Origin of the sequence: Bacillus sp. ISL-47, from assembly GCF_018613175.1 — a bacterium.
In the GTDB taxonomy this organism is placed as follows: Bacteria; Bacillota; Bacilli; order Bacillales; family Cytobacillaceae; genus Cytobacillus.
On the sequence record NZ_JAGGQS010000020.1, the window covers coordinates 46,652 to 69,709 of the forward strand.

Here is a 23,058-nt window from a genome sequence, read left to right on the forward strand (position 1 = left end):
TTTCTCTTTTTAAAAATTGGCTCTGTTAACATTAACATAGCCCAAAAACTCTATGAACAAATTTTATAATTAATAAAAAATTAATGATTGCTACTATTATCGAAAAAAAAAGTAAAGATGTAAAGGGAAAGACTGTTATTTTTATGGGAATAACAAAAAAATTGTCGTATTTTGTTGGAATTTCTTTTTATTTTTCCATTATTGCCAATGGAAGCCCTTTATAAGGGGATAATTAACGCCCATCAAAAGGTAAATTAAAAAGAGCGCCTGTTTCGTCCGGCGCTCTCCTGAAGTATAAATGGATGGTTTTAATATTGCATTAATGTCAGGATATCGTAGTTATCCAGTTTTTTGCGGCCATCTAAATAAGTTAATTCGATTAGAAATGCAATTCCCGCTACAACTCCGCCAAGCTCTTCGACAAGCTTGATTGTTGCATCAATGGTACCGCCGGTTGCCAGCAGGTCATCAGTGATCAAAACCCTTTGTCCAGGTTTGATTGCATCTTTATGAATAGTTAAAATATCTTTGCCATACTCAAGGCCATAGTTTACCTTGATTGTTTCGCGTGGAAGCTTCCCTTCCTTGCGCACAGGTGCAAATCCTACTCCCAAAGAATAGGCTACCGGGCAGCCAATAATGAAACCGCGCGCTTCTGGTCCAACAACCAGGTCGATTTGCTTTTCACGTGCATATTCAACAATCTGGTCAGTCGCATATTTATAAGCATCGCCATTATCCATTAATGTTGTAATATCTTTAAATTTAATTCCCGGCTTTGGCCAGTCTTCAACAATTGTTACATACTGTTTTAAGTCCATTTTTCTTCCTTTGCCTCCTCAAATTTAACAGCCCCTTGCATAATTTCATCAAACCAGTTTTTGAGCTGCTGAAAGGATGAATAGAGCAAATCGCTCTCAAGGCTATATTGTGCCTGTTTTTGCTGATATGTTCGTGAATCAGCCAAATCACGTTTATTCGATGTATTATTTAAGGAAATAACACCATTGTTTATTTTAACAAAATCCAATTCAAAAAACACTTGTGACATAAAATCTACCGTTTCCCTGCTCCATCCCTTATGCTTGGCAATATCATTGCCATGCCGCTTAATATCAATGTGCCCTTTTTTAGCAAGCAGAGCAAAATACCATTTAAAATGGTCCCTGGTTGGCATCGTACTGAAATAATCGCTGTCTTCTTTATAAAAATGCGCATAAATTCGAGCAGGCTTTTTACCCGAGAATAACTTGGACAACATTTCTATTGAAGGAGGCAAGTCTGCCAAAACAACATTTGCTTCATCCAGCTCTATAGATGCAGCTTCCACTACAGAATTTATTTTGACCATTTTTCGGCCGGCATATGTCCTAAATTTGGAAGTGTTCTCATCATTGAAGAAGATCCATATAGTATTTTGCTCAGGAATGACGCTCTTAAGCCTTTCAAGCCGTTTTATACTGCGTATGTCGAACAGCTGCCAAGAGTGTACTGCCATATCCTGCAAAAAGATTTGCGGCTTTTTGTTATTATTCCATTCATTAATCGATAGCTCGCCAATAACAGACAGCTTGGAATAAGGTGAAATGTGTTCATATAAATGTCCAAGTCCAAATCCAATCCCATCGAGGGAAGAGCCTTCGCTCTCAATTGTGACTTTAATATGATTCTGTTCGGAACCGATTTTTCTCATTCCCGCGATATTTGCATCTTTAATCAAAACCTTCGGTTTTGGGTTTCCCATCCCATATGGAGAAAGCAATTGCATTTCTTCAATTGAGGAAAGAGTGATATCTTTGAGATCAATGATTCCATCTAGGGTTGTGACAGGAATAAAGTCTTCTTCTGTAAGCTGGTCGTTAGCAAGTGTGTTCAGCCGGCTGCGGAGGTCATCAACTGAGTTAAGATCAAGCGTCATCCCGGCAGCCATTGGATGCCCTCCAAAATGGGGAAGGATATCCCGGCATTCAGATAGATTCTTAAACAAATCGAAGCCTTCTATGCTTCTTGCAGATCCCTTTGCCTGCCCTTTTTCATAATCAAAGCTAAGAACGATTGTTGGCCGATAGAACTTTTCTACAAGCTTGGAGGCTACAATCCCGATAACTCCAGCATTCCATCCTTCCTTGCCTATAACAATCACAGAATTATCGCTGATTGGAAATTTGGATTCTACTTCATTAATTGCTTGTGCCGCGATATCATTGACAATAGCTTGTCTTTCTTTATTTAACTGTTCAATTTCCTCGGCAATTGTTTGGGCTTCAAATGGATCATCAGTCAATAGCAGCTCGACTGCAGGGTCTGCGCTATCCAGCCTGCCAACTGCGTTTAGGCGCGGCGCAATTGAAAAGCCTATCGTTTCTTCCGTAATGGCAGGAAGCTCTACACCTGCCACTTTAAATAAGGCATTTAAGCCAATATTTTTAGTGGACTTAAGCTTTCTAATCCCCCGTTTTGCAATCAGCCTGTTCTCTCCTTTAAGTGAAACGAGGTCAGCGATTGTGCCTATGGCGGCGATTTCCAGAAGGTGGGCTGGCATTTCCCCGTATAATGCATGAGCAAGCTTAAATGCTACCCCAACACCTGCCAATTCCCGAAAAGGGTATTTGCTCTCAGGATGTTTCGGATGGATGATTGCCAATGCTTCAGGGAGCACTGGCCCGGGCTCATGATGGTCCGTAATGATTAGGTCCATTCCCAGCTCTTTTGCTGCTCTCGCTTCATTAACTGCTGATATACCGGTATCTACCGTTATAATTAAACCAATGCCTGTCTCAGCGGCATGTGTAAAGGCTGGTATATTAGGCCCATAGCCTTCGGTAAAACGATTCGGTATGTAGAATTGGACATTGGCCCCCAGGTCCTTGAGTGCCATCATCATGACAGAGGTACTTGTAACGCCGTCCGCATCATAATCACCAAATATTAAAATTGGCTCCTGTTTGTCAATCGCTTCTTTTATTCGGGAGACAGCTATTTTCATATCTGTCATTAAAAAAGGATCATGAAATTCCTGGTCTTTATCCAATAAAAAATACCGTGCTGATTCAACGGTATCCATTCCGCGATTTATTAATAACGACGCAACAAGAGGAGCAATATTCAATTCTTTTGCAAGCTGCTGTACTTTTTCTTCCTGTGTTTGCCGAACAATCCATCGCGTTCTTGAATGTAACATACGTTCACCCCTCAGCTTATTAATTATACAAGAGGGGGACTGGTGTTTCAATAATAGAAAACTGGGATATCCCATACATTTTTGGAAAAGGTACTGTTAAAGCTCATTGTTGATAATAGCAACCTATTTAATGGACATAAGCCCGAGCTCCTCAAAAATGCTTACTTAATTCCTTCCTTACCACGAATGCTTAATCAAATGTCCAGATGAGTGCAGCGAGTCAATGAGAGCCCCCACAGGCACAAGACCAGAGGAGGATCCCGAATAGCCTGCAGTTCGCTGTATCCGTTTATATTTTTTCTGATTGGCGGAACCTTTGTATTAGCTTTCAGGAAAGAGCATTAACACCAAAAATCAATCCAGCTCCCAATTAATCTGCCAGCAGAAACTAAAAGGCTTGGGCGAATAGCAGCCCAAGCCTTTCTCCTAATGAATATCCCGGTCTAATTCTTTTTCCGCTTCTTCCTTGCGGCTATCTTCGGAATTGCCATGTTCCGCTTTCAGTTTTTCATTTTCCTTATTAAGCGATTTCACTTTCCTTTGCAAGGAATACATGCGAACAATGCCAACTGATCCCACAATGAGCCCGCCCATCAAAACTGAACTTAAGATGACAAGAATTAATGGCCATTGGCTTTCCCCAAATAAATAATTTACAGTTACATCATCGACATTGATGACTGCAAAAACTGCCACTATTAAAGCAAATAAAAAACCGAATAATAAAGCCCATTGAAATTTCATATTCCTCTCCCCTTACGTTTATCTCTAGGTTATCCCTCTTCACTATACGGGTTAATATGAACAAAGACATTTTGCACATTTTCCAGTTCAAGCAATTTGCGTTTAACCTCTTTGCCAACCCTGTGGCCAGCCTCTACAGTCATACTAGGTTCAACAGACACTTTGATATCAACAATCACATAGTGGCCGTGTTCTCTTGCATGCAATTCATCAATTCTTTTTACATGGTTTACGGATTCTGCAGTTTTGCGCATCTCAAGTGTATCTTCCTCATGAAGAACGTGATCAAGAGTGCTGTGAATGGACTCTTTGCCAAGATGCCATGCCATTTTAATAACCATGAGGGAAACAATTATCCCAGCTACAGGATCTGCATATTCCAGCCAGCCAATGCCCATTTTCCCACCAAGAACAGCACTGCCAATTCCTATTAAGGCTGCGATAGAAGAGTAGACATCCGATCGATGCTCATAGGCATTAACAATTAATGCATCACTATTTAACCTTTTTCCCAATTTGAACTTATACCGAAACATCGCTTCCTTCACAATTATAGAAATTACCACTGCAGCAATGGCAATTGTCTTTGGGGGTTCAATCGGTGAGAAAAATGCTTCAAAAGATGATCTGCCTATCTCTATCCCTACCAGGAACAATAAAACGGCAACAATAATAGCTGCGATCATTTCTGCCTTTCCATGACCATACGGATGGTCCTCGTCAGGCGGCTGCTTTGCGGCCCTCAGTCCCAAATAAACAGCAAAAGAACCTGCGACATCGGAGGCAGAATGGACGGCATCCGCAACCAATGCCTTACTCCCGGAATAAACGCCAATGCCCCATTTGAGCGCAGCAAGAGCAATATTGCCGACAATGCCAATCATTGCGGCAAATTCAGCTTTCTTAAAACGATCATTTTTTTCCAACGCTAAACTTCCTTCCTCCCTGGACTTGTTGTTAGTTTATCCTATTTCGTGAAATCATTAACCTTTTTTTACTAACTAGCAGCCCAAAATACTTTTATTCGTCGGCTTACAAATTCTATATTTCACTTATATAAATCACAAGCAAAAACCCCAGGCATTTAGCCTGAGGTTTTTCAAATGCAAGCCATTAAACCTGCGGTTCGTCACTGACTTTCCGTTTTTCTTTAACTGTTTTGATAACGCCTTTTTTCTTTAATTCTTTCCCTTTCCAAGCAGCCCATAATTGTGCTGCAAGGAAAATGGATGAATACGTACCGGCAATTAAACCGATAAGCAGTGCAAAGGAGAAGTTTCGGATAGACTCACTTCCAAAAATAAGCAATGCTACAACAGCAATTACAACTGTCAATACGGTATTAATGGAACGGCCAAGCGTTTGACGCAGGCTTCGGTTTACAACATCCGCAATATCCTCAAATGTCTTGAGCTTTTTCTTTTTCTGCATATTTTCCCGCATCCGGTCAAAGGTAACGATTGTATCATTGATCGAATAACCGACAACAGTCAATACTGCAGCAATAAATGTTAAATCCACTTCCATCCTTGTAAAACTGAATACAGCGATGATAAAGAATGCATCATGGAGTAAAGCAATAACCGCCGCTATGGCCATGTAAATTTCAAAGCGGATGGTAACGTAGATAATAATGCCAACTGAGGCTATTGCTAACGCAATTAGCGCATTTTTGGCAAGTTCTTTTCCAACAGTCGGAGAAACTGTGCTGACATTCGGTTCGGCATCGAACTCTTCCTTGAAGTGTGACTTCAAGGAAGCAATCTCATCTTTTGTAAGAACCTCTTTTATTCTGGCTACCCCAATTTCATTGTCATTCCCGGAAATAACAATATCATCTGTTTCAAGACCAACTTGAGACAATTGTGTTTGCACTTCTTCTTTAGTCAAAGAATCATTTGAAAGCAATTCTATACGTGTTCCACTTGAAAAGTCAATTCCAAGATTCAAACGAAGAACAGCAAGAATGATTATTCCAGCAGCAATCAAAGCTCCAGAAATGATAAAGAATTTTTTTCGGTGTGCAACAAAGTCGAACTTATCATACTTCGTAGGCAAATCAAGTGTGTCAAAGTTCTCAGCAATATCCTTCATTTCGTCTTTCTTGACGCCAAACCATCCTGGCTTATTATTTAAGAATTTGCTGTTTACCCATAATCCAAGCAATAACCTAGATCCATATACAGCGGTGATAAAGCTTGCCAGAATACTAATGATGAGCATGGTTGCAAATCCCTTTACAGAGCTTGTCCCATAAAGGAATAATACGGTAGCGGCAAGTATGGTAGTAATATTGGCATCAAAGATTGTAGAAAGGGAGTTCTTTCCGCCAGCCTGAAAAGCTGATTTGATCGTCCTTCCCACTTTTATTTCTTCTTTGATTCTCTCGTATGTGATGATATTCGCATCGACTGCCATACCGACACCTAAAATAAGGGCGGCTATGCCGGGAAGTGTTAATACTCCATTCATCCAGTCAAAAACAAGCAGGATTAGATAGATGTAAAATGATAGAGTGATCGTTGCAATAAGCCCTGGAAAACGATATACAGCAATCATATAAAGGAAAATAATCGAAATTCCAATAATGCCTGCAAGAATCGTCTTATCCATTGCCTGTTCCCCAAATTTTGCACCGACTGAAGTGGAATAAACCTCATCAAGCTGTACAGGCAGAGATCCAGCATTCAATAAGTCAGACAGCGTTTGCGCTTCATCAATCGTGAAGTTCCCGACAATGGAGACTGTATCCTGGTTAAATATTTGGCTTACTTGCGGAGCAGATAAATATTTCGGATCTTCCTTTCCAGCTTCAGCCTGGAATGAATCTTCATCCTCCTCAAAGTCAAGCCAAATGACAAGCAAGTTATTTGGCGGTCCCATATTGACAATTTTTTCGGTTACTTCTTTAAACTTGCTTGCACTTTTCAGTTTCAAGGAAACACTAGGTTTGCCATTCTCGTCAAAAGTTTGTTTTGCTCCGCCTTCTGCAAGGTCGGATCCGTCCATCATCTTTTGGTCGTTAACATCCCTGAATGAAAGATTGGCTTCCGTTGAAAGAATTTCGCGGGCCTTATTTTGATCCGTTACACCTGCAAGCTGGACACGGATCCGGCTATCACCTTCAATTTGAATATTCGGTTCACTTACTCCGAGAACATTGATACGTCTATCGAGTGCTTCAGCGGTACTCGCTAAAACTTCTTTATCAATCTTCTGGCCGTCTTCCGCAGGCTTTACTTCATAGAGCACCTCAAACCCGCCCTGTAAATCCAGGCCAAGCTTAATATTTTTTAAGATGTTGTTTGTCGTTGCCCCTGCCAAGCTCCCTATCAATAATACAATAAGAAAGAAAGCAACGATACGGCTGCGCTTTACCATTATGTATAAATCCTCCTTAGCTACTCGCCCGCTACAGGCATATAAAGTGAAACTGTTATCAAAGCAGATTTGCCATGATGTTTTTGTACGAACGGGCTTACACAGACAAACGCATTACAAACTTAATGCAACCCAGGCATTTAAAAAGACTCGCTTCTTTCCAGCCAGGGAATTCTTTCGTCATAATTGTTCTCACTTGCATATGTATGTTTATAGGTACATTGACTGTACAGGCCATTAAACTCCACGTTTAATTATGAAACAGATTGCAAAACCTGTCAATTTGTCTTAGAACATGTTAAAACTTGAAAAATATGGAACAACTAAAATCACTTTAAAAGTTCCCTTCTGTCTTCTTCACTATCAAAAGCAAAGCCAGTCCCTTTATAAGCTTCAATTGTAGCATAATGAATGTATTCACTGACTTTTACAGTCATTATTTCTTCAACAATTTCAAATAGCCTGACATTTTCTTTTGGCTTTTTCCACTTTTTCTTGGTAAGAAATCCCCATAGCTCCTGTTCTGTAACTTTTTCATAGCCAAGCAGTCGAAATTCATCTAATTTACTCTCCAACGCTGGTCTTACTTCCGTGCGAAAATAATCATATTCATGGCCGATCTTCATTTTCAGCCGCCTCCCCGCCAATTTCTATCGCTTGAACTTCATGGAAATTATCCTAGCTTGTCATGCTTTGTCCACTGTCTTGCATATAGTTAATTGTATATGATATCACCCATTTTGAGAAGGCAGGGAGTTGAATGTCCAAATTTCTGAAAGGTACCATGATCCTGCTGGCTGCAGGCCTGGTGACCAGGGTCTTGGGATTTATAAACCGGATTGTCATTGCCCGTTCTATAGGAGAAGAAGGCGTCGGCCTTTATATGATGGCTTTTCCAACCATGATCCTCGTTGTCACCATTACTCAGCTCGGGCTGCCGGTAGCGATATCCAAAAATGTTGCCGAAGCGGAAGCAAGGGGAGACACAGCTAAAATTAAAAAAATATTAGTTGTGTCATTAGCAACTACTATCTCACTTTCGATTATTTTCACTCCTGCTTTAATTCTGCTCGCTCCACTTTTGTCAGAAACACTATTTACCGATAACCGCACACATTTGCCCTTGATGGCCATCGCGCCAATTGTGCCAATTATTGCGATTTCCTCTGTTATAAGGGGGTATTTCCAGGGCAGGCAGAATATGAAGCCCGCTGCATATTCCCAGGTTATTGAACAAATCGTCAGAATCAGCCTGATTGCCATGATGACAAAGGCATTTCTGCCTTATGGGATTGAGTATGCAGCCGCGGGAGCTATGTTAGCGGCTGTGATAGGGGAGCTTGCCTCTCTAATCTATTTGCTGACCACTTTTAAGCTTAAAAAGAAATTTAGAGTGAGAAAACAATTTTTTAAATATGTTCAGTCTGGAAAAGGTACATTTAATGAATTGATGACGGTTGCCCTTCCGACTACTGGAAGCAGAATGATCGGGTCTGTCGCATGGTTTTTTGAGCCGATTGTTGTTTCCTATAGCTTAGCCATTGCTGGTGTGGCGACAGTTGCCGCCACTAAGCAATATGGTGCCCTAACAGGGTTCGCTATGCCGCTTCTCATGCTTCCGTCCTTTATTACTTACTCTCTGTCAACCTCACTTGTACCTGCAATAAGTGAAGCTAACTCCAAAAAAGACATGCATCTCATTGAGTACCGGCTTCAGCAGGCACTTCGTTTTGCTTTTGTTACAGGAGGATTAGCTGTGGTGGTTCTGTATGTCCTTTCTGCTCAATTGATGGAGGTTATGTACGGTTCCCCAAGCGGATCACATTTTATTAAATTGATGGCTCCATTTTTTCTTTTTTATTACTATCAAGGACCACTTCAGGCAACCTTGCAGGCACTTAACCTGGCGAGAGCAGCTATGATTAACAGTTTAATTGGCGCTATCGTGAAAACTGCTGTCATTTTTCTGCTTGCCAGCCAGCCTGCTTTCGGAATAAATGGAGTAGCAATGGGAATCCTGGTTGGAACAGTTCTTGTTACGATGCTTCATTTTGCAACTGTCCTTAAAGCGATATCCTTTACATTTTATGTTAGAGACTATTTAAAGACATTTATAGCCATGGGCTTGTCAGGCAGCTTTGGTTACTGGCTGCTAAGTGACATGCTTCCTCAAACCATGAATACAGCCATTAGAGTTATTCTTATTTCAGCTGCTATCGCGGGAAGTTACTTCGTGCTTTTATTAATTTTTGGTTTAATTAAAAAGAATGAATTGATTCGGATTCCCTTTGTTGGAAAAATACTATCAAAATACGCATTCAGATAATGCAAACACCAGGGCCTGCTCAAAAGTGATCATTGACAATCCTTTTGAGCAGGCCCTTTTAATTGTGCCTATTGTATTATTTCCGTTCATCAATCAAATCTACATAAAACTGGCCATTTTCATAGCTGCAGAATGAAATTTTGGATATCTCTTTATATCCCTGCTTTCTCAGCTCTTGCCTCAGCCAAAAATCACTTTTATTAATTTTTTCGAGATTCGTTTTTTGAATCGTTCCATCGATAATTAACGGGATTGTCATTCCGCCGTCCTTGTTGCCTTCTCTTTCAAACACAGACAGATTGCCTGAAGACTCTAGAATAGCAAATTCAACATCAGAGATTTTGGCAATATCTTTTTCTCTTAGCTGAAGCAGTAAATCATCAAAATTATACCTTTGCTTTCTCATCGCATTTTCGTCTATTTTTCCCTTGTTAATAATGATTGTTGGCTTACCATCCACCACATCGCGAAAAGTCTTGCTTTTAAGAGAAAAAATTGCCAGTACAATTTGCACAATCATTAAGAGGAGCATTGGCAAGACATTTTTTAGGATTTGCGAATCAGGATTTTCAATTGCCACTACTGCGAGCTCCGCTATCATTATATAAACAACTAAATCCAAAATGCTAAGTTCTCCAATCTCTCTTTTGCCCATCAACCTAAATATAAGGAGAATTAGTGCATATAGAAATAGTGTCCTTACAACAATCATTAAATATTCTTCCACTTCCACAGCTCCCCTTTAAATGCATTCTTTATTATTCTTGCGCATCGGCGGAGGATTTATGAATTTTTCTTAATCATTTCCATTCCTTAAACATCTTCATTTTTAGATTCTAATTTTTTATTGCGTGAATATGCTTGTACTAGGGAAAAAGCTGGACAGCCAAGGGGCTTTGAGGCTATTCCGATTTATTCTTCAGAAGGGAGAGGGTCAATATAGAAGAGTCAAAGAACTTTGGAAGTGCCGTTCTCTATGGTATCATTGCCATTTTTGCAATAGCCATTGCCGGCAGTCTTATTTTTTCGCTGTTGCTTCGTTTTACATCACTTCAAGAGTCATCCTTACAGTATATTATTACAGCTGTTTCATTTGTTTCTCTTTTTGCAGGCGGGTTCATTTCCGGTGGAAAAGGAAAGCAAAAAGGCTGGCTGCTTGGAGGCCTGACCGGTCTTATCTATTCGGTGATTATTTTCCTTTTCCAATATTTAGGTCATGATAGTTTGTTTTCAATGGAACAAATGATTTACCATACCTGTTTCATGCTCACTGCCATGATGGGTGGAATTCTGGGTGTAAATCTCAATTCCAAAAGAACCGCTTAGAAAAAAGAAGGTCCGCAGCGGACCTTCTTTCTTTGATATATTAAGATTTAGCTAAAACATCGCCAGTTGATTGCGTCACTTCGCGAATTGCTGCGCGATCGTATGTAAGCCGGCTGCCGTCACCGCACTTGATGACTACTTTGTCTTCGTCGATTGCATCCACAAATCCATGAAGGCCACCGATTGTTACAACCTTATCTCCCTTTTTCAAATCGCTCTGCATTTGCTGAACTGCCTTTTGGCGTTTCTGCTGAGGACGAATTAACAGGAAATAGAATAAGACGAACATTAGCAATAATGGTCCTAGTGTACCTAATAGCTCCATTGTTTTCCCCCCTTTCACTAAGGAGCAATAATCCGGGAAACATAGCATTTGGCTTTTCCCGCTCCTTTTTAGCACTCACTTTCAGCTATTAAAAGTTCTTCGCATTTGGTTTATTAAATCCATACCGTTCGAAAAACTCTTCTCTAAAGTCTCCGAGACGATCTTCTCTGATCGCTTGTCTGACCTGCTCCATTAATTTTAACAGAAAATAAAGATTATGGTAAGTTGTAAGTCTAATTCCAAAAGTTTCATCACAGCGGATTAAGTGCCTGATGTATGCCCTGCTGTAATTTCGGCAGGTATAGCAATCGCAGTTCTCATCTATTGGCCCAAAATCTCTCGCAAACTTCGCATTTTTTACGACTAATCGGCCGTTGCTTGTCATTAATGTTCCATTCCGTGCAATACGGGTAGGAAGAACACAGTCAAACATATCAATGCCTCTGATCGAACCATCAATTAAAGAATCCGGAGAGCCTACTCCCATCAGGTATCTTGGCTTATCGTCAGGGAGAAGCGGTGTTGTGAACTCTAAAACACGGTTCATGACGTCTTTCGGCTCACCTACAGATAAACCCCCTACAGCATATCCAGGGAAATCGAGAGAGGTAAGATCCTTCGCGCTTTGTTTGCGTAGTTCCTCGTATTCTCCTCCCTGCACAATTCCAAACAGACCCTGTTCATTCGGACGCTTGTGAGCTTTTAAACAGCGTTCAGCCCATCGTGAAGTTCTCTCAACCGACTTCTGCATGTATTCAAATGAAGCAGGATATGGCGGGCATTCATCAAAGGCCATCATAATATCAGAGCCAAGTGAATTCTGTATGTCCATCGCTTTTTCCGGAGAAAGAAACAGCTTGTCTCCATTCAAGTGATTGCGGAAATGAACTCCTTCTTCTTCAATCTTGCGGAATTCACTCAGGCTGAATACCTGAAACCCGCCGGAATCAGTCAGAATAGCACGATCCCAATTCATAAATTTATGAAGGCCCCCTGCTTCTTCAACGATCTCCTGCCCCGGGCGCAGCCAAAGGTGATAGGTATTGCTCAAAATAATGCCTGCCCCCATTTCCACTAATTCTTCAGGGGACATCGTTTTTACCGTAGCGAGGGTTCCAACCGGCATAAATACCGGCGTTTCAAAAGACCCATGCGGTGTATGGACACGTCCCAGACGGGCACCAGTTTGCTTGCATGTCTTAATTAATTCATAACGAATTGCAGTCAAGTTGTATGTTCTCCTTCCATGAGATAAGCGCCTTAGTTACAAAATCAGCATCGCATCTCCAAAACTGAAAAAACGGTAGCGCTCCTCTACAGCCTTATTATAGGCATTCAATACATTTTCCCTGCCAGCAAGTGCGCTTACCAGCATGATAAGCGTCGATTTTGGCAAATGGAAATTTGTAATCATGCCGTCAATCGCTTTAAATTCATAGCCGGGGTAAATGAAAATATCGGTCCAGCCGCTGGCTTCCTCAAATCGTCCATTATGTGCAGAGGCGATAGTCTCCAATGTCCTCGTAGAGGTTGTGCCAACACTGATAATTCTTCCTCCCTGCTGGCGCACCTCATTTAACAATCTAGCTGTACCTTCAGTGACCTGATAAAACTCTGCATGCATTTCATGCTCATTTAAGTCTTCTACGCTTACTGGCCTAAAGGTACCAAGGCCAACGTGTAAAGTAATGAAAGCAACATGCACACCCATTTCTTTAATTTCATCAAGCAGCTGTTCAGTAAAATGAAGGCCTGCTGTCGGTGCTGCCGCAGAACCGCGTTCGCGGGCAAAAACTGTCTGGTAACGCTCCCGATCATCTAGCTGTTCCTTAATATACGGAGGTAAAGGCATTTCCCCTAATTGCTCAAGCACTTCATAGAAAATCCCTTCATATTTAAACTCCAAAATCCTGCCGCCATGGTCGGAAGTTCCCGTGCAAACAGCAGTCAAACTGCCATTGCCAAAAGTGATTTCCGTTCCTTCTTTGACCCTTTTGGCTGGCTTGATCAGAGTTTCCCAGGCATCGCCTTCAAGCTGCTTGAGGAGGAGAACCTCTATCTTTGCGCCTGTTCCTGCTTTTTCGCCAAACAGCCTTGCAGGAAGCACCCTTGTGTCGTTTAATACGAGGCAATCTCCTGCCTTTAAATGTTTTTTTAAATCTTTAAAGACACCATGCTGTATATCACCGGTCTTTTTATCAAGAACCATTAGCCTGCTGCTTGTCCGATCGGACAATGGCGTCTGTGCGATTAACTCCTCCGGCAAATGAAAATCAAATAAATCTACCTTCATGTTGTCACCCTATCTGTTTCATACTTTAAACTACCGGAACCTGCCAAGAAAATAAAAGATGGCTGATAAAATAACACTCAGCAATATGGATGTAACGATCGGAAAATAAAAAGTCGTATTTCCTTTCTTTATTACAATATCCCCCGGCAGCTTGCCAATATTAAAGAACTGGCTTAAAAATCCAATTGCAAAAATAATAGCTCCAATAACCATCAGCCATTTCGATATGCCACTCAATCGGCAGGCACCTCCATTTGAAAATGATGGTACACCAGATCTGTTACGACTCTTCCCCTCGGTGTCCGCTGAAGAAAACCAATCTGCAATAAATATGGTTCGTATACATCTTCAATAGTATGTGCTTCTTCCCCAATCGTGGCTGCAATTGTTTCGAGGCCAACAGGGCCTCCGCGGAATTTTTCAATAATCCCTCTTAATAATTTATGGTCAATATGGTCGAGCCCTAAACGGTCAACCTGCAGAAGCTCTAAGGCTTCTTTGGCAAGATGCTCATCCACTGCGCCATCTGCCTTTACTTGAGCAAAATCCCTTACTCTGCGAAGAAGCCTGTTTGCAATTCTCGGCGTGCCTCTTGATCGTCTCGCCACCTCAGTGGCTGCTTTCCCATCTATGCTTGTCTCCAAAACTTCAGCCGTACGCACCACAATATCTGTCAGCTGCTCTTCTGTATAGTATTCAAGCCTGCTGAGAACTCCAAAACGGTCTCTTAACGGAGCAGATAATGACCCCGCCCTTGTCGTAGCGCCAACTAGCGTGAATGGAGGCAACTCAAGCCTTACAGACCTTGCGCTAGGCCCTTTTCCAATAACAATATCCAGGCAAAAGTCCTCCATGGCCGGATAAAGAACTTCTTCAATAGAACGGGGCAGACGATGAATTTCATCAATAAACAGCACGTCACCTGGTTCCAATGCAGTCAGGATTGCCGCCAAATCTCCCGGCCTTTCAATGGCAGGGCCGGCAGTAGTCCTGATATTTACGCCCATTTCATTTGCGATAATGGCTGCAAGTGTGGTTTTTCCTAATCCTGGGGGTCCATAGAGAAGAACATGATCTAAAGTTTCCTCGCGAATCCTGGCAGCCTTAATAAAAATCTCGAGGTTTTCCTTTACTTTATCCTGTCCGATATACTGTTTAAGTGTTTGCGGGCGCAGACTCTGTTCAAACGAAATATCCTGAATATCCGCCTCGCCGGATATGATCCGCTCTTCCATACTTATCTCACCTTCTTCATGTATCAGCATAAGGCAAACGGGCCGGTTCTGTTATTTTTATATGAATAGATCTTAACCAATAAAAAAGATTATTTTAAAAGCTTCTGAAGAGCCTTCTTTATGTACAGATCGGTTGTAAGCTTTTCCTTTTTCAGATCAGGTGTTATTTTTTTCAATTCCTTTTCTGAATACCCCAGTGCTTTTAGTGCCAGCAAGGCTTCTTCAAGATCTGCTGCAGCACCGCTTTGTTCAGGCTGGATTTTATCTGCCGAAAATAAGTTCGGGAAAAAGTCGGGTACAATATCAGGAAGCTTTCCTTTTAGATCGAGGATCATTTGCCTTGCCGTTTTCTTCCCAACTCCAGGGAATTTAACAAGAAATGCTTCGTCTTCATTTTCAATTGCCTGAACTACCTGTTCAGGCTCACCTGAAGCAAGAATTGCAAGGGCACCCTTCGGCCCAATTCCTGTAACATTCAATAGCTTTGTAAACAGCGTTTTTTCTTCCCTTGAATGGAAGCCATACAAAGCCACCACATCTTCTCTAACATAATGATACGTATAAATTCGGACTTCCTGTCCAAACTCTTGAGTATAGCTGAATGGATTGGGTGTTAAGACTTGATAGCCGATCCCATTATTTTCAACTACAACAAATTCCGGTCCAATGTATTCCACTTTGCCTTTAACAAATTCAATCAATACCTTTCGCTCCCCTGATTTAGCTGTACCTCATTGTATCATACAATAATTTGGGCACGAAGAAAAAAGTTGCGATATTTAATAAAATCCGAATATAATCATAGAGATTTCAAACAATTTGACTGGAGGTCATATAATGAAAAGATTATTCGCACTTTTTGTCATTTTCCCACTACTATTTGCTGCAGCAGGCTGTACATCAGGAGAAAAAGAATCAACAGAGACGAAGACTGAAGAAACCGGACTTACAGATGAGGAAAAATCAAAATTCTATAATTCTGTCCGCGTAGCTGAATTAAAAGTAAACGAAGTGTTCCATAAAGAAGTGGCTGCTGATGAAAAAACACCTGTGATTAACGCAAGTTTTTCAGATGAAGAATCCGCTGTTTCCTTCCTTTCCAAATACTATAGTCCAGACTTGGCCAAGGATATTTACACACATTACGCAACAGAAAATAACACGGAGGATGGGCAAATGATAGTGAATGAAGAACCGTACTTCTCTCCTTCCGTGCTTGACACAGAAAAGGAAGATGCAGAAATCGAAGGGGATAAAAACAAAGCAAGTGTAAAGACCGAAAACATTACGTATCAATTAGAATTGCAGGAAAGCAGATATATGGTTACAAGTATTGAAAAATAATATGTTATTATTGCCCGTTACCTCTTCAGGAAAAACGGGCATTTTTATTTTTAGCAAGAGCTGTTTTCCTATCTAAACTAGTAGTTAACAGGCAGTTTTAACAGAGCCCTAGCAAAAGTAAAGACCGGCAAATGCCGGTCTTTACTTTTATTATTTCGCCTCTCCTGCAGAATAATCCTTAAATGTCTCAAGGACCTCTACATAACGATCTTTTGTCATAATGGGAATGCCCTTCTTTAATTCCTCACATTTTGTACTTTCCAGTTTTCCTAAATCAATTTGAAAAAAAGACTGGATAATATTCGTTTTATGCGGCCTGCCATTAAATATGGTTAAAGTCCCGTCTTCTGTCAGCCCGAAATAACCATTCGCCTTTAATAAAGGTGAAATATCATCCATTTGCCGGCGAAACACCATATAGTCTATGTCCATATCAACAAGCTGCCATTGATCATATTTAGTCCAAAAATCCTCCATCGCCCAAATGGTTTCCTCGATTGCTTCCTGGCTTACTTCTCCGTCCAAGTACACTCGTTCCAAAATGACCTTTATTTGAAGCGGCCCTTCGATGGGAGTATCCTTGCTCTCTTTATCCATGGCGTATACAGGTTCACCTTTTTCGTATCCAATGCTGCTTCCACCTGCAATAAATAATATAATAAAAGCAGCGGTAAATACTGCAATGAATAAGCCACATTTGGTTCTCATCATCGATCACCTCGATTAAAAATGTAACTTCCGCTATGCATCCGTTACGATTATCTCTGTTCTTTATTAATAGTGTGACCAATATTTTCTTGTTTATCCTTTTTGAATTGGCTCTGTTAAACTTGCCTGTTGATTTTCGCACCTGATGCTCAGCGAACCGCCGGGAGGTGAGTATCCTCGGTGCAAGGCACCTATGTCCCACTCCGCCCGCTGGACTTTGAATAAGCATCCTCGAATCACCACCGCACGAAGGAAATACGAAGGCATTTCCGAGGATCTCGCACATTAAGATCCAAACAACCAACTTATTTATCCATGGTTTTATTTACAAAATTTAAGGCTCTGTTAAAGTTCATTGTTGTTTTTAGAAGCCCTGTTGATTGGAGTGGAAGGCACGAGACTCCTGCGGGAGCAGCTCACCAAGGGAGACCCCACAGACGCAGAGCGTCGAGGAGGCTCCCGGTAGCCCCGCGGAAAGCGAGTGCCTGCAAAGGAAATCAACAGCCAAATTTAACAGAGCCAATTTAAAAAAAGCACCCTGATCGGATGCTTATGACAAATATTTATATCTTTTTCTACTATAGATAGACTCCGATTTTTATTAAAAGTAACTGGTCAATGATTAAATTGACTTCACCATACCTCCATCAACTAAAAATGAACTTCCAGTAACATAGGAGCTTGCATCTGAAACTAAAAATGTTACAACTTTTGCAAATTCTTCCGGATCACCATATCTTCCAAGCGGGATTTGCTTTTTTGAAGCTTCCTCGATTTCTTCGCGTGATACCCCCTGTTTATCAGCTTTCAATTGATCCAGGAATGCGACCCTGTCTGTAGCTACTCTTCCAGGAGCAACTGTGTTAACAAGAATGTTGTAGGGAGCAAGTTCCTCAGCAAGGCTCTTTGCCAAACCTACTATTCCCAAACGAAAGGTGTTGGATAAAATTAGACCTTGGATTGGCTGTTTAATAGATGAAGATGCAATATTGATAATACGTCCGCCTTCTTTTTTCAAGTCAGGGAGTACTTCTCTGATAATGCGAGTATAGCTTAACAAATTTAATTCAAAGGCTTTCTGCCAAGTATCATCATCAAATGTCTCAAAAGTTCCACCCGGAGGGCCTCCGGCATTATTAATTAAAATATCAATTTTTCCGAATTCTTCTCTTGTTTTCTGGACCAGCACCTTGATTTCCTCAGCATTAGTAATATCAGCTTTATAATAGGCGACTTTACCTTTACCGCATTTTTGCAGTTCATTTCTCACTTCCTGAAGTTTTTCCTCGTTGCGGCTTGTCAACATTACATTAACACCTTCATTAATAAGTTGTACTGCAATAGCTTTTCCAAGCCCCTGGCTTGATGCTACTACTAAGGCTGTTTTACCTTCCAATTTTAAATCCATTCCAAATTCTCCCCCTAGATTATTTTTTTGTTCAGCCCTTCATCATCTTTTCCGGCTGTGCTTTACTAAAGTTTAGGCCTTCATCAATACCGTCTTATCAGGGATCCCTTTGGCAATTATCTTTCCAATTTCTAAGGAAGCAGTAGCTGCTGGTGAAGGCGCATTACAGACATGGGTAGAATTCTTCCCATTAATGATCTGAAAGTCATCTACAAGCGATCCATCTTTTGTAAGTGCCTGAGCCCTTACACCTGCAGGACCTGGAATTAGATCATCTTCTCTTAATTCCGGAAGAAGACGCTGTGCGTTCTCAACAAATTTCTTTTTGCTGAAGGAGCGAATCATTTCATCCATCCCCTCTTTCATGTACTTTCCGGCAAGCTTCCAAAAACCTTGAAATTTTAGAATCTCTGCTGTATCTGTTAGGTGGAAGTCCGTTTTTTTATAGCCCTCTCTTTTAAAACTAAGGACTGCATTGGGTCCAACATCCACCTTTCCGTCTATCATTCTAGTAAAATGAACACCTAAAAAAGGGAAGTCGGGATTAGGGACAGGATAAATTAAATTTTTTACTAGCCCAAGTCTTTCTGGTTTTATTTGGAAGTACTCTCCTCGAAATGGGACAATTTGCATATCAATAATATAACCCGCCATTTTTGCGATTCTGTCACTATGAAGACCTGCACAATTGATCAAATATTTTCCCCTGAAGCTCGATTGATCTGTCTCAATAATGACTTCATCTGCAAGCTCGGATATCGACCTGACTCTTTGATTAAGAAATATTTCTCCATCTTTTTCCTGGATGGATTCCCCAATTTTTTCGCATACTTCTTTATAATTTACAATCCCTGCTTGCGGAACATATATTGCCTCTATACCATTAACATGTGGCTCCCGCTCTCTCAATTCTTCCTGGCTGAATTTCCTTATATCTAGGCCATTATCAAGGCCTCTCTTATAAAGGTTTTCAAGATGTGGCAACTCTTGTTTATCAGCAGCCACTATCACTTTTCCGCAAATGTCATGCTGAATTTCCTTTGACTCGCAAAACCGTCGCATTGTTTCATTTCCGCTTTTAGCCAATTTTGCTTTAAGACTTCCTGGTTTATAGTAAATTCCTGAATGAATTACTCCGCTGTTGTTTCCTGTTTGATGAGAAGCAAGCTTTGCTTCTTTTTCCAGAATGGCAATTTTCGCAGAGGGAAATCGTTCCTGTAAAGCCATACCTGTTGATAAACCAACAATTCCTCCACCAATAATTATATAATCATACATTTTACAGATCTCCTTCTTCATTTACTCTGAGTCAGCCCGCATGCTTCTGCAAGTAATTCTATGATATGAATTACTTTTACCTTCTCTTCCAGCCCTTCCTTTTTAACACCAAGCAAAAGCTGAAGATGACATCCAGGATTACTGGTTACTACCAAGTCCGGATGCAGAGGTGTAATATTCCCCATTTTCCTCTCGAGAATATTACTGGCTTCTTCATAATGAATAATGTTATATATCCCCGCTGATCCACAGCACATATCTTCCTCAGGCATCTTTAGATATGATAATCCAGGAATTTTTTTTAACAGGTTAACCGGTTGGTTTTGAACTTTTTGGACGTTTCTAAGGTGGCAGGATGGCTGATAAACTGCTGACCTGGGAATATTTTTTATGAAGGGCAAATTTAACTGGTCCAATATCCAGCTCACATCCTTAGCTTTTTCAGCAAATTTCTTTGCTCTTGGATACCATTCATCATTCTGCTGAAACAAATGATGATATTCGACCATCATAGCACCACACCCGCCGATACTGTTTACAACAAAATCAGCATTATACTTTTCAAAAGCGTCAATGTTTGCTTTAGCTAATTCTCTGGTTTGATCTGTTTCTCCGCTATGCTGATGCAGAGCACCGCAGCATCCCTGCTCTTCAATGAGGATAACCTCACAACCTGCCTTCTGTAAAAGAAGCATGCTTAAATCATTAATTCTTCCAAAGAAAGCATCCATTATACAGCCTGTAAAGAATGCAACCCTCATAACAGGGGACCCATCTGGTTTAAGTAGCGTATATTTTCTGCCCATCTCTTTGGACTTTTCAACTTTAGGTATGATAAGCTCCATTTCTCTCATTGATTTAGGCAAGAGTTTGGATAGGCCGCTTTTACGGAAAACCTGATCAATCTTTGCCTTTTGATACCACTGCATTCCACTTCCAATTACATTCATAGCCTTTTTATTGCTAATACCGCGTTTGAATACCATGTTTCGGATCGCCTTTTCTTTAATCGTCATGGAGTCCCTGGAGTTTTCAGTAATAGCCACTTTCGCTGATTCGAAAATTTTCCCATATTGGACGTTTGTCGGGCAGGCTGTTTCACATGCACGGCATCCGAGACAAAGATCCAAAGAGCGTTCCATTTCTTCAATTGAAATCTTGCCTTCTGCTGCCATCTTAACAAGATGAACCCTTCCTCTTGGAGAGTGGCTTTCTTTTTCCATAGTCATGTAGGTTGGACAGGATGGCAGGCAATATCCGCATTGAACACAGTCGAATGTTTCTTCATATGCCAATAGATCTTTTAATCCAGCATTAACTGTCATGATGGAGCACCAGCCTTTGTCCCTGCTTAGGAAATATTTTGCCAGGGTTTAAAATGTTATTGGGGTCCCATGCGGTCTTGATCCTTTTCATCATGTCCAGGCCGGTTGAACCCAATTCCATTTCCATGAATGGAGCCTTCATTACCCCTATGCCGTGCTCACCTGATAAAGTGCCGCCTAGCTCAATTGCAGCAGTAAATATCTCTTCTACTGCTTTTTCAACCCGTTGCATTTCTTCTTTATCCCGCTGGTCCGCAATGATATTAGGATGTAGATTTCCATCTCCAGCATGTCCAAATACAACGAGATGAATATTGTATTTTTCTTTTATTGCTTTTAACCTCTTAAACATCTCAGGAATTTTGCTTCTTGGAACTGTTGCATCCTCAGAAATTTTGGTTGGCTTAATCCGAACAATTGCGGGAGATACAAGTTTTCGAGCCTTCCATAGCTCTGCTTCTTCTTCTTTCGTTGCGGCGGCATATATGTTCCTTGCCCCTGATTCCATACATTTCTCTTCTACCTTATTCAATTCAGCAGCTAAAGCATCTGGATGTCCATCTACTTCTATTAAGAGCATTGCTTCAACATCAATTGGAAGGCCTAGAGGTTCATACTCCTCCACAGCAATAATAGATTGCTGATCCATTAGTTCCATTTTCGAAGGTAAAATACCTGATCTCAATATTTTTGAAATGGCCCGGCCAGAATCTACAATATCATCAAAGACAGCCATTAAAGTTCTAGTTGCAAGCGGTTTGGGTATAAGCCTTAATGTTGCTTCGGTGATGATGCCAAGTGTTCCTTCAGACCCAACAATAAGTTTTGTTAAATCAAAACCTGTAACATTCTTTACTGTTCTCCCTCCGGTTCTGATTATTTCACCCTCAGGTGTAACCACTTCCAGTCCAATCACATAATCTTTTGTGACGCCATACTTAAGCCCTCGCGGTCCTCCAGAATTTTCAGCCAAATTTCCGCCTATTGTAGAAACGTGAGAACTGCTTGGATCTGGCGGATACATTAATCCATATTGTTCTGCAGCCTTGTTAATATCCGATGTAATAACCCCTGGCGATACTATGGCAATTAAATCATCAGGATCTACTTCTAAGGTCTGGGTCCATTTTGAAAAATCTAATACAATCCCGCCTTCCACTGCTAAAGGACCCCCACTTAAGCTTGTTCCTCTGCCGCGGGGATAAATAGGAATTTTATATTCATTGGCTAGCTTAACTATTTCAGCCACCTCTAAAGTGGAAACAGGCTGCAGGACCAGTTCGGGAACATATACCCCAAAAGATGCATCATAAGAATAACCATGCCGGTCAGTAATATCGGTTAATATTCTCCTTTTATCCGTTATAATTCCCTCAATTCTGTTCAAAGCCAGATCAGTAATCATTTGATACCCTCATTTCTGAAAAAGCATTATTTATGGCGGACTGAGATAGCCTTCAAGTGATTCCACATCGCTCTCTTAGCATCTTCAGCTCTGCCTTCCATGATTGCCTCATATATCTCCCTATGTTCCTTGATAACTTCCTCGTTCATTTGTGCAGATTTAATGGTTTCTTCTCTATGGATAAGGAGTGACGATTTTATTGATTGAGAAACAACATTCATTACTTCTAACAACATACTGTTATTGGAGGCCTTTGAAATGGCCAAATGGAATTCATAATCTTCTTCAACCGCGTTTTTATTAAATTGCAGCGCACTTATCAGATCATTATACGCCCTCGATAATAGTTCTCTTTGTTCAGGATTGATTCTTTTGGCAGCATAATATGCTGCATCTCCTTCAATCGCCTGTCGCAGCTCAATTAAATCATTAAGAAGAGGTTTTTGTTCTTGTATAACCAATTGAATCTGTGAAATGATCCACTCCTTTGATTGTGAGATAAGAAAAACCCCAACTCCTTGATGAATGGTCACAATCCCCTTTGCTTCTAACACCGAGAATGCTTCCTTAATCGTTGTCCTTGAAACAGACAGCCATTCGGCTAATTTTCTTTCTGATGGCAATTGGCTGCCTGGTTCAATTTCTCCTTCCTCAATTAAAGATTGAATCCTTTCAATAACCTCTTGATAGAGTCTTTTTCTTTTCTTAATAGGTTTTAAATTCATTTTGTAACCTCCCGGTAGAGGACTGCTGGCTGGTCCAGTAATGATAAAAATATA

Annotated in this window: 22 protein-coding genes; 3 read left to right on the top strand and 19 right to left on the bottom strand. The window is 40.8% G+C overall.

The features are described 5' to 3' along the window. Positions 1 to 308: 308 nt before the first annotated feature. The 6 genes from J7I93_RS07635 to J7I93_RS07660 all read right to left on the bottom strand — a co-directional run bounded on the left by J7I93_RS07635 (position 309) and on the right by J7I93_RS07660 (position 7,932). Positions 309 to 821 carry an adenine phosphoribosyltransferase gene (locus J7I93_RS07635; protein ID WP_214724897.1) on the bottom strand — a complete coding sequence of 171 codons (513 nt, stop codon included), beginning with the start codon at positions 819 to 821 and terminating at the stop codon, positions 309 to 311. Beyond that, a complete protein-coding gene (gene recJ, locus J7I93_RS07640; RefSeq protein WP_214724899.1) occupies positions 812 to 3,181 on the bottom strand; it encodes a single-stranded-DNA-specific exonuclease RecJ in 2,370 nt (789 codons plus the stop codon). Before recJ ends, J7I93_RS07635 begins: the two co-directional genes overlap by 10 nt. 426 nt (positions 3,182 to 3,607) lie before the next feature. Beyond that, a complete protein-coding gene (locus tag J7I93_RS07645) occupies positions 3,608 to 3,925 on the bottom strand; it encodes a LapA family protein (RefSeq protein ID WP_214724901.1) in 318 nt (105 codons plus the stop codon). A 29-nt stretch (positions 3,926 to 3,954) separates the two neighbouring features. After that, positions 3,955 to 4,851, bottom strand: a complete 897-nt coding sequence (locus tag J7I93_RS07650; protein ID WP_214724903.1) for a cation diffusion facilitator family transporter — start codon at positions 4,849 to 4,851, stop codon at positions 3,955 to 3,957. A gap of 187 nt (positions 4,852 to 5,038) precedes the next feature. Next, entirely contained in the window at positions 5,039 to 7,306 is a 2,268-nt protein-coding gene (gene secDF, locus J7I93_RS07655; RefSeq protein WP_214724906.1) for a protein translocase subunit SecDF, read from the bottom strand. Between the two features lie 329 nt (positions 7,307 to 7,635). After that, positions 7,636 to 7,932, bottom strand: a complete 297-nt coding sequence (locus J7I93_RS07660) for a post-transcriptional regulator (protein WP_214724908.1) — start codon at positions 7,930 to 7,932, stop codon at positions 7,636 to 7,638. A gap of 134 nt (positions 7,933 to 8,066) precedes the next feature. Here J7I93_RS07660 and spoVB point away from each other — a divergent pair, with 134 nt between their 5' ends. Continuing rightward, the gene (gene spoVB, locus J7I93_RS07665; protein ID WP_214724910.1) at positions 8,067 to 9,632 is read left to right on the top strand and encodes a stage V sporulation protein B; all 1,566 of its coding nucleotides are present in this window, start codon (positions 8,067 to 8,069) and stop codon (positions 9,630 to 9,632) included. Positions 9,633 to 9,708: 76 nt separating this feature from the next. Here the strand turns inward: spoVB and J7I93_RS07670 are convergent, their stop codons facing one another. Further along, complete coding sequence (locus tag J7I93_RS07670; protein ID WP_214724912.1) at positions 9,709 to 10,359, bottom strand: DUF421 domain-containing protein; 651 nt, start codon at positions 10,357 to 10,359, stop codon at positions 9,709 to 9,711. Positions 10,360 to 10,571: 212 nt separating this feature from the next. On the opposite strand from J7I93_RS07670, the gene J7I93_RS07675 reads away from it, so the two are divergent. Then, positions 10,572 to 10,958, top strand: coding sequence for a TIGR04086 family membrane protein (locus J7I93_RS07675; protein WP_110066041.1), 387 nt, complete (start codon positions 10,572 to 10,574; stop codon positions 10,956 to 10,958). Between the two features lie 40 nt (positions 10,959 to 10,998). Here the strand turns inward: J7I93_RS07675 and yajC are convergent, their stop codons facing one another. The 6 genes from yajC to ruvA form a co-directional block, all read right to left on the bottom strand. Next, a complete protein-coding gene (gene yajC, locus J7I93_RS07680; protein WP_214724914.1) occupies positions 10,999 to 11,283 on the bottom strand; it encodes a preprotein translocase subunit YajC in 285 nt (94 codons plus the stop codon). An 88-nt stretch (positions 11,284 to 11,371) separates the two neighbouring features. Next, the gene (tgt, locus tag J7I93_RS07685) at positions 11,372 to 12,511 is read right to left on the bottom strand and encodes a tRNA guanosine(34) transglycosylase Tgt (protein WP_214724916.1); all 1,140 of its coding nucleotides are present in this window, start codon (positions 12,509 to 12,511) and stop codon (positions 11,372 to 11,374) included. 36 nt (positions 12,512 to 12,547) lie between these two features. Next, the gene (gene queA / locus J7I93_RS07690; RefSeq protein ID WP_214724918.1) at positions 12,548 to 13,576 is read right to left on the bottom strand and encodes a tRNA preQ1(34) S-adenosylmethionine ribosyltransferase-isomerase QueA; all 1,029 of its coding nucleotides are present in this window, start codon (positions 13,574 to 13,576) and stop codon (positions 12,548 to 12,550) included. A gap of 30 nt (positions 13,577 to 13,606) precedes the next feature. Further along, positions 13,607 to 13,813 carry a DUF2905 domain-containing protein gene (locus tag J7I93_RS07695; RefSeq protein ID WP_214724920.1) on the bottom strand — a complete coding sequence of 69 codons (207 nt, stop codon included), beginning with the start codon at positions 13,811 to 13,813 and terminating at the stop codon, positions 13,607 to 13,609. After that, on the bottom strand, positions 13,810 to 14,811 hold the full coding sequence (gene ruvB / locus J7I93_RS07700; protein WP_214724922.1) for a Holliday junction branch migration DNA helicase RuvB: 1,002 nt from the start codon (positions 14,809 to 14,811) through the stop codon (positions 13,810 to 13,812). The genes J7I93_RS07695 and ruvB overlap by 4 nt, the downstream gene beginning before the upstream one ends. 89 nt (positions 14,812 to 14,900) lie before the next feature. Continuing rightward, the gene (gene ruvA / locus J7I93_RS07705; RefSeq protein ID WP_214724924.1) at positions 14,901 to 15,512 is read right to left on the bottom strand and encodes a Holliday junction branch migration protein RuvA; all 612 of its coding nucleotides are present in this window, start codon (positions 15,510 to 15,512) and stop codon (positions 14,901 to 14,903) included. A gap of 136 nt (positions 15,513 to 15,648) precedes the next feature. Between ruvA and J7I93_RS07710 the strand changes: the two genes are divergently transcribed. Next, positions 15,649 to 16,155: an endonuclease gene (locus J7I93_RS07710; RefSeq protein ID WP_214724926.1), complete on the top strand. Its 507-nt coding sequence runs from the start codon at positions 15,649 to 15,651 to the stop codon at positions 16,153 to 16,155. Between the two features lie 150 nt (positions 16,156 to 16,305). On the opposite strand, the gene J7I93_RS07715 is transcribed toward J7I93_RS07710, so the two are convergent. From J7I93_RS07715 to J7I93_RS07740, 6 genes are all read right to left on the bottom strand, one after another. Continuing rightward, positions 16,306 to 16,863, bottom strand: a complete 558-nt coding sequence (locus J7I93_RS07715) for an intercompartmental signaling factor BofC (RefSeq protein ID WP_214725113.1) — start codon at positions 16,861 to 16,863, stop codon at positions 16,306 to 16,308. A gap of 622 nt (positions 16,864 to 17,485) precedes the next feature. Next, positions 17,486 to 18,271: an SDR family oxidoreductase gene (locus J7I93_RS07720; RefSeq protein WP_214724928.1), complete on the bottom strand. Its 786-nt coding sequence runs from the start codon at positions 18,269 to 18,271 to the stop codon at positions 17,486 to 17,488. A 72-nt stretch (positions 18,272 to 18,343) separates the two neighbouring features. Further along, complete coding sequence (lhgO, locus tag J7I93_RS07725) at positions 18,344 to 19,549, bottom strand: L-2-hydroxyglutarate oxidase (protein ID WP_214724930.1); 1,206 nt, start codon at positions 19,547 to 19,549, stop codon at positions 18,344 to 18,346. A gap of 17 nt (positions 19,550 to 19,566) precedes the next feature. Further along, positions 19,567 to 20,874, bottom strand: a complete 1,308-nt coding sequence (locus tag J7I93_RS07730; RefSeq protein ID WP_214724932.1) for a (Fe-S)-binding protein — start codon at positions 20,872 to 20,874, stop codon at positions 19,567 to 19,569. Continuing rightward, positions 20,864 to 22,279, bottom strand: coding sequence for an FAD-binding oxidoreductase (locus tag J7I93_RS07735; RefSeq protein ID WP_214724935.1), 1,416 nt, complete (start codon positions 22,277 to 22,279; stop codon positions 20,864 to 20,866). Before J7I93_RS07735 ends, J7I93_RS07730 begins: the two co-directional genes overlap by 11 nt. A gap of 26 nt (positions 22,280 to 22,305) precedes the next feature. Beyond that, positions 22,306 to 23,004, bottom strand: coding sequence for a FadR/GntR family transcriptional regulator (locus J7I93_RS07740; protein WP_214724937.1), 699 nt, complete (start codon positions 23,002 to 23,004; stop codon positions 22,306 to 22,308). Between the last annotated feature and the right edge of the window lie 54 nt (positions 23,005 to 23,058).

What these genes read in the sequence shown, in the direction of transcription:
- J7I93_RS07635 (WP_214724897.1), bottom strand. Translation starts at nt 821, where the DNA reads ATGGACTTAAAACAGTATGTAACAATTGTTGAAGACTGGCCAAAGCCG.
- recJ (WP_214724899.1), bottom strand. Translation starts at nt 3,181, where the DNA reads ATGTTACATTCAAGAACGCGATGGATTGTTCGGCAAACACAGGAAGAA.
- J7I93_RS07645 (WP_214724901.1), bottom strand. Translation starts at nt 3,925, where the DNA reads ATGAAATTTCAATGGGCTTTATTATTCGGTTTTTTATTTGCTTTAATA.
- secDF (WP_214724906.1), bottom strand. Translation starts at nt 7,306, where the DNA reads ATGGTAAAGCGCAGCCGTATCGTTGCTTTCTTTCTTATTGTATTATTG.
- J7I93_RS07660 (WP_214724908.1), bottom strand. Translation starts at nt 7,932, where the DNA reads ATGAAGATCGGCCATGAATATGATTATTTTCGCACGGAAGTAAGACCA.
- spoVB (WP_214724910.1), top strand. Translation starts at nt 8,067, where the DNA reads ATGTCCAAATTTCTGAAAGGTACCATGATCCTGCTGGCTGCAGGCCTG.
- yajC (WP_214724914.1), bottom strand. Translation starts at nt 11,283, where the DNA reads ATGGAGCTATTAGGTACACTAGGACCATTATTGCTAATGTTCGTCTTA.
- queA (WP_214724918.1), bottom strand. Translation starts at nt 13,576, where the DNA reads ATGAAGGTAGATTTATTTGATTTTCATTTGCCGGAGGAGTTAATCGCA.
- ruvB (WP_214724922.1), bottom strand. Translation starts at nt 14,811, where the DNA reads ATGGAAGAGCGGATCATATCCGGCGAGGCGGATATTCAGGATATTTCG.
- J7I93_RS07710 (WP_214724926.1), top strand. Translation starts at nt 15,649, where the DNA reads ATGAAAAGATTATTCGCACTTTTTGTCATTTTCCCACTACTATTTGCT.
- J7I93_RS07715 (WP_214725113.1), bottom strand. Translation starts at nt 16,863, where the DNA reads ATGAGAACCAAATGTGGCTTATTCATTGCAGTATTTACCGCTGCTTTT.
- J7I93_RS07720 (WP_214724928.1), bottom strand. Translation starts at nt 18,271, where the DNA reads ATGGATTTAAAATTGGAAGGTAAAACAGCCTTAGTAGTAGCATCAAGC.
- lhgO (WP_214724930.1), bottom strand. Translation starts at nt 19,549, where the DNA reads ATGTATGATTATATAATTATTGGTGGAGGAATTGTTGGTTTATCAACA.
- J7I93_RS07730 (WP_214724932.1), bottom strand. Translation starts at nt 20,874, where the DNA reads ATGACAGTTAATGCTGGATTAAAAGATCTATTGGCATATGAAGAAACA.
- J7I93_RS07735 (WP_214724935.1), bottom strand. Translation starts at nt 22,279, where the DNA reads ATGATTACTGATCTGGCTTTGAACAGAATTGAGGGAATTATAACGGAT.
- J7I93_RS07740 (WP_214724937.1), bottom strand. Translation starts at nt 23,004, where the DNA reads ATGAATTTAAAACCTATTAAGAAAAGAAAAAGACTCTATCAAGAGGTT.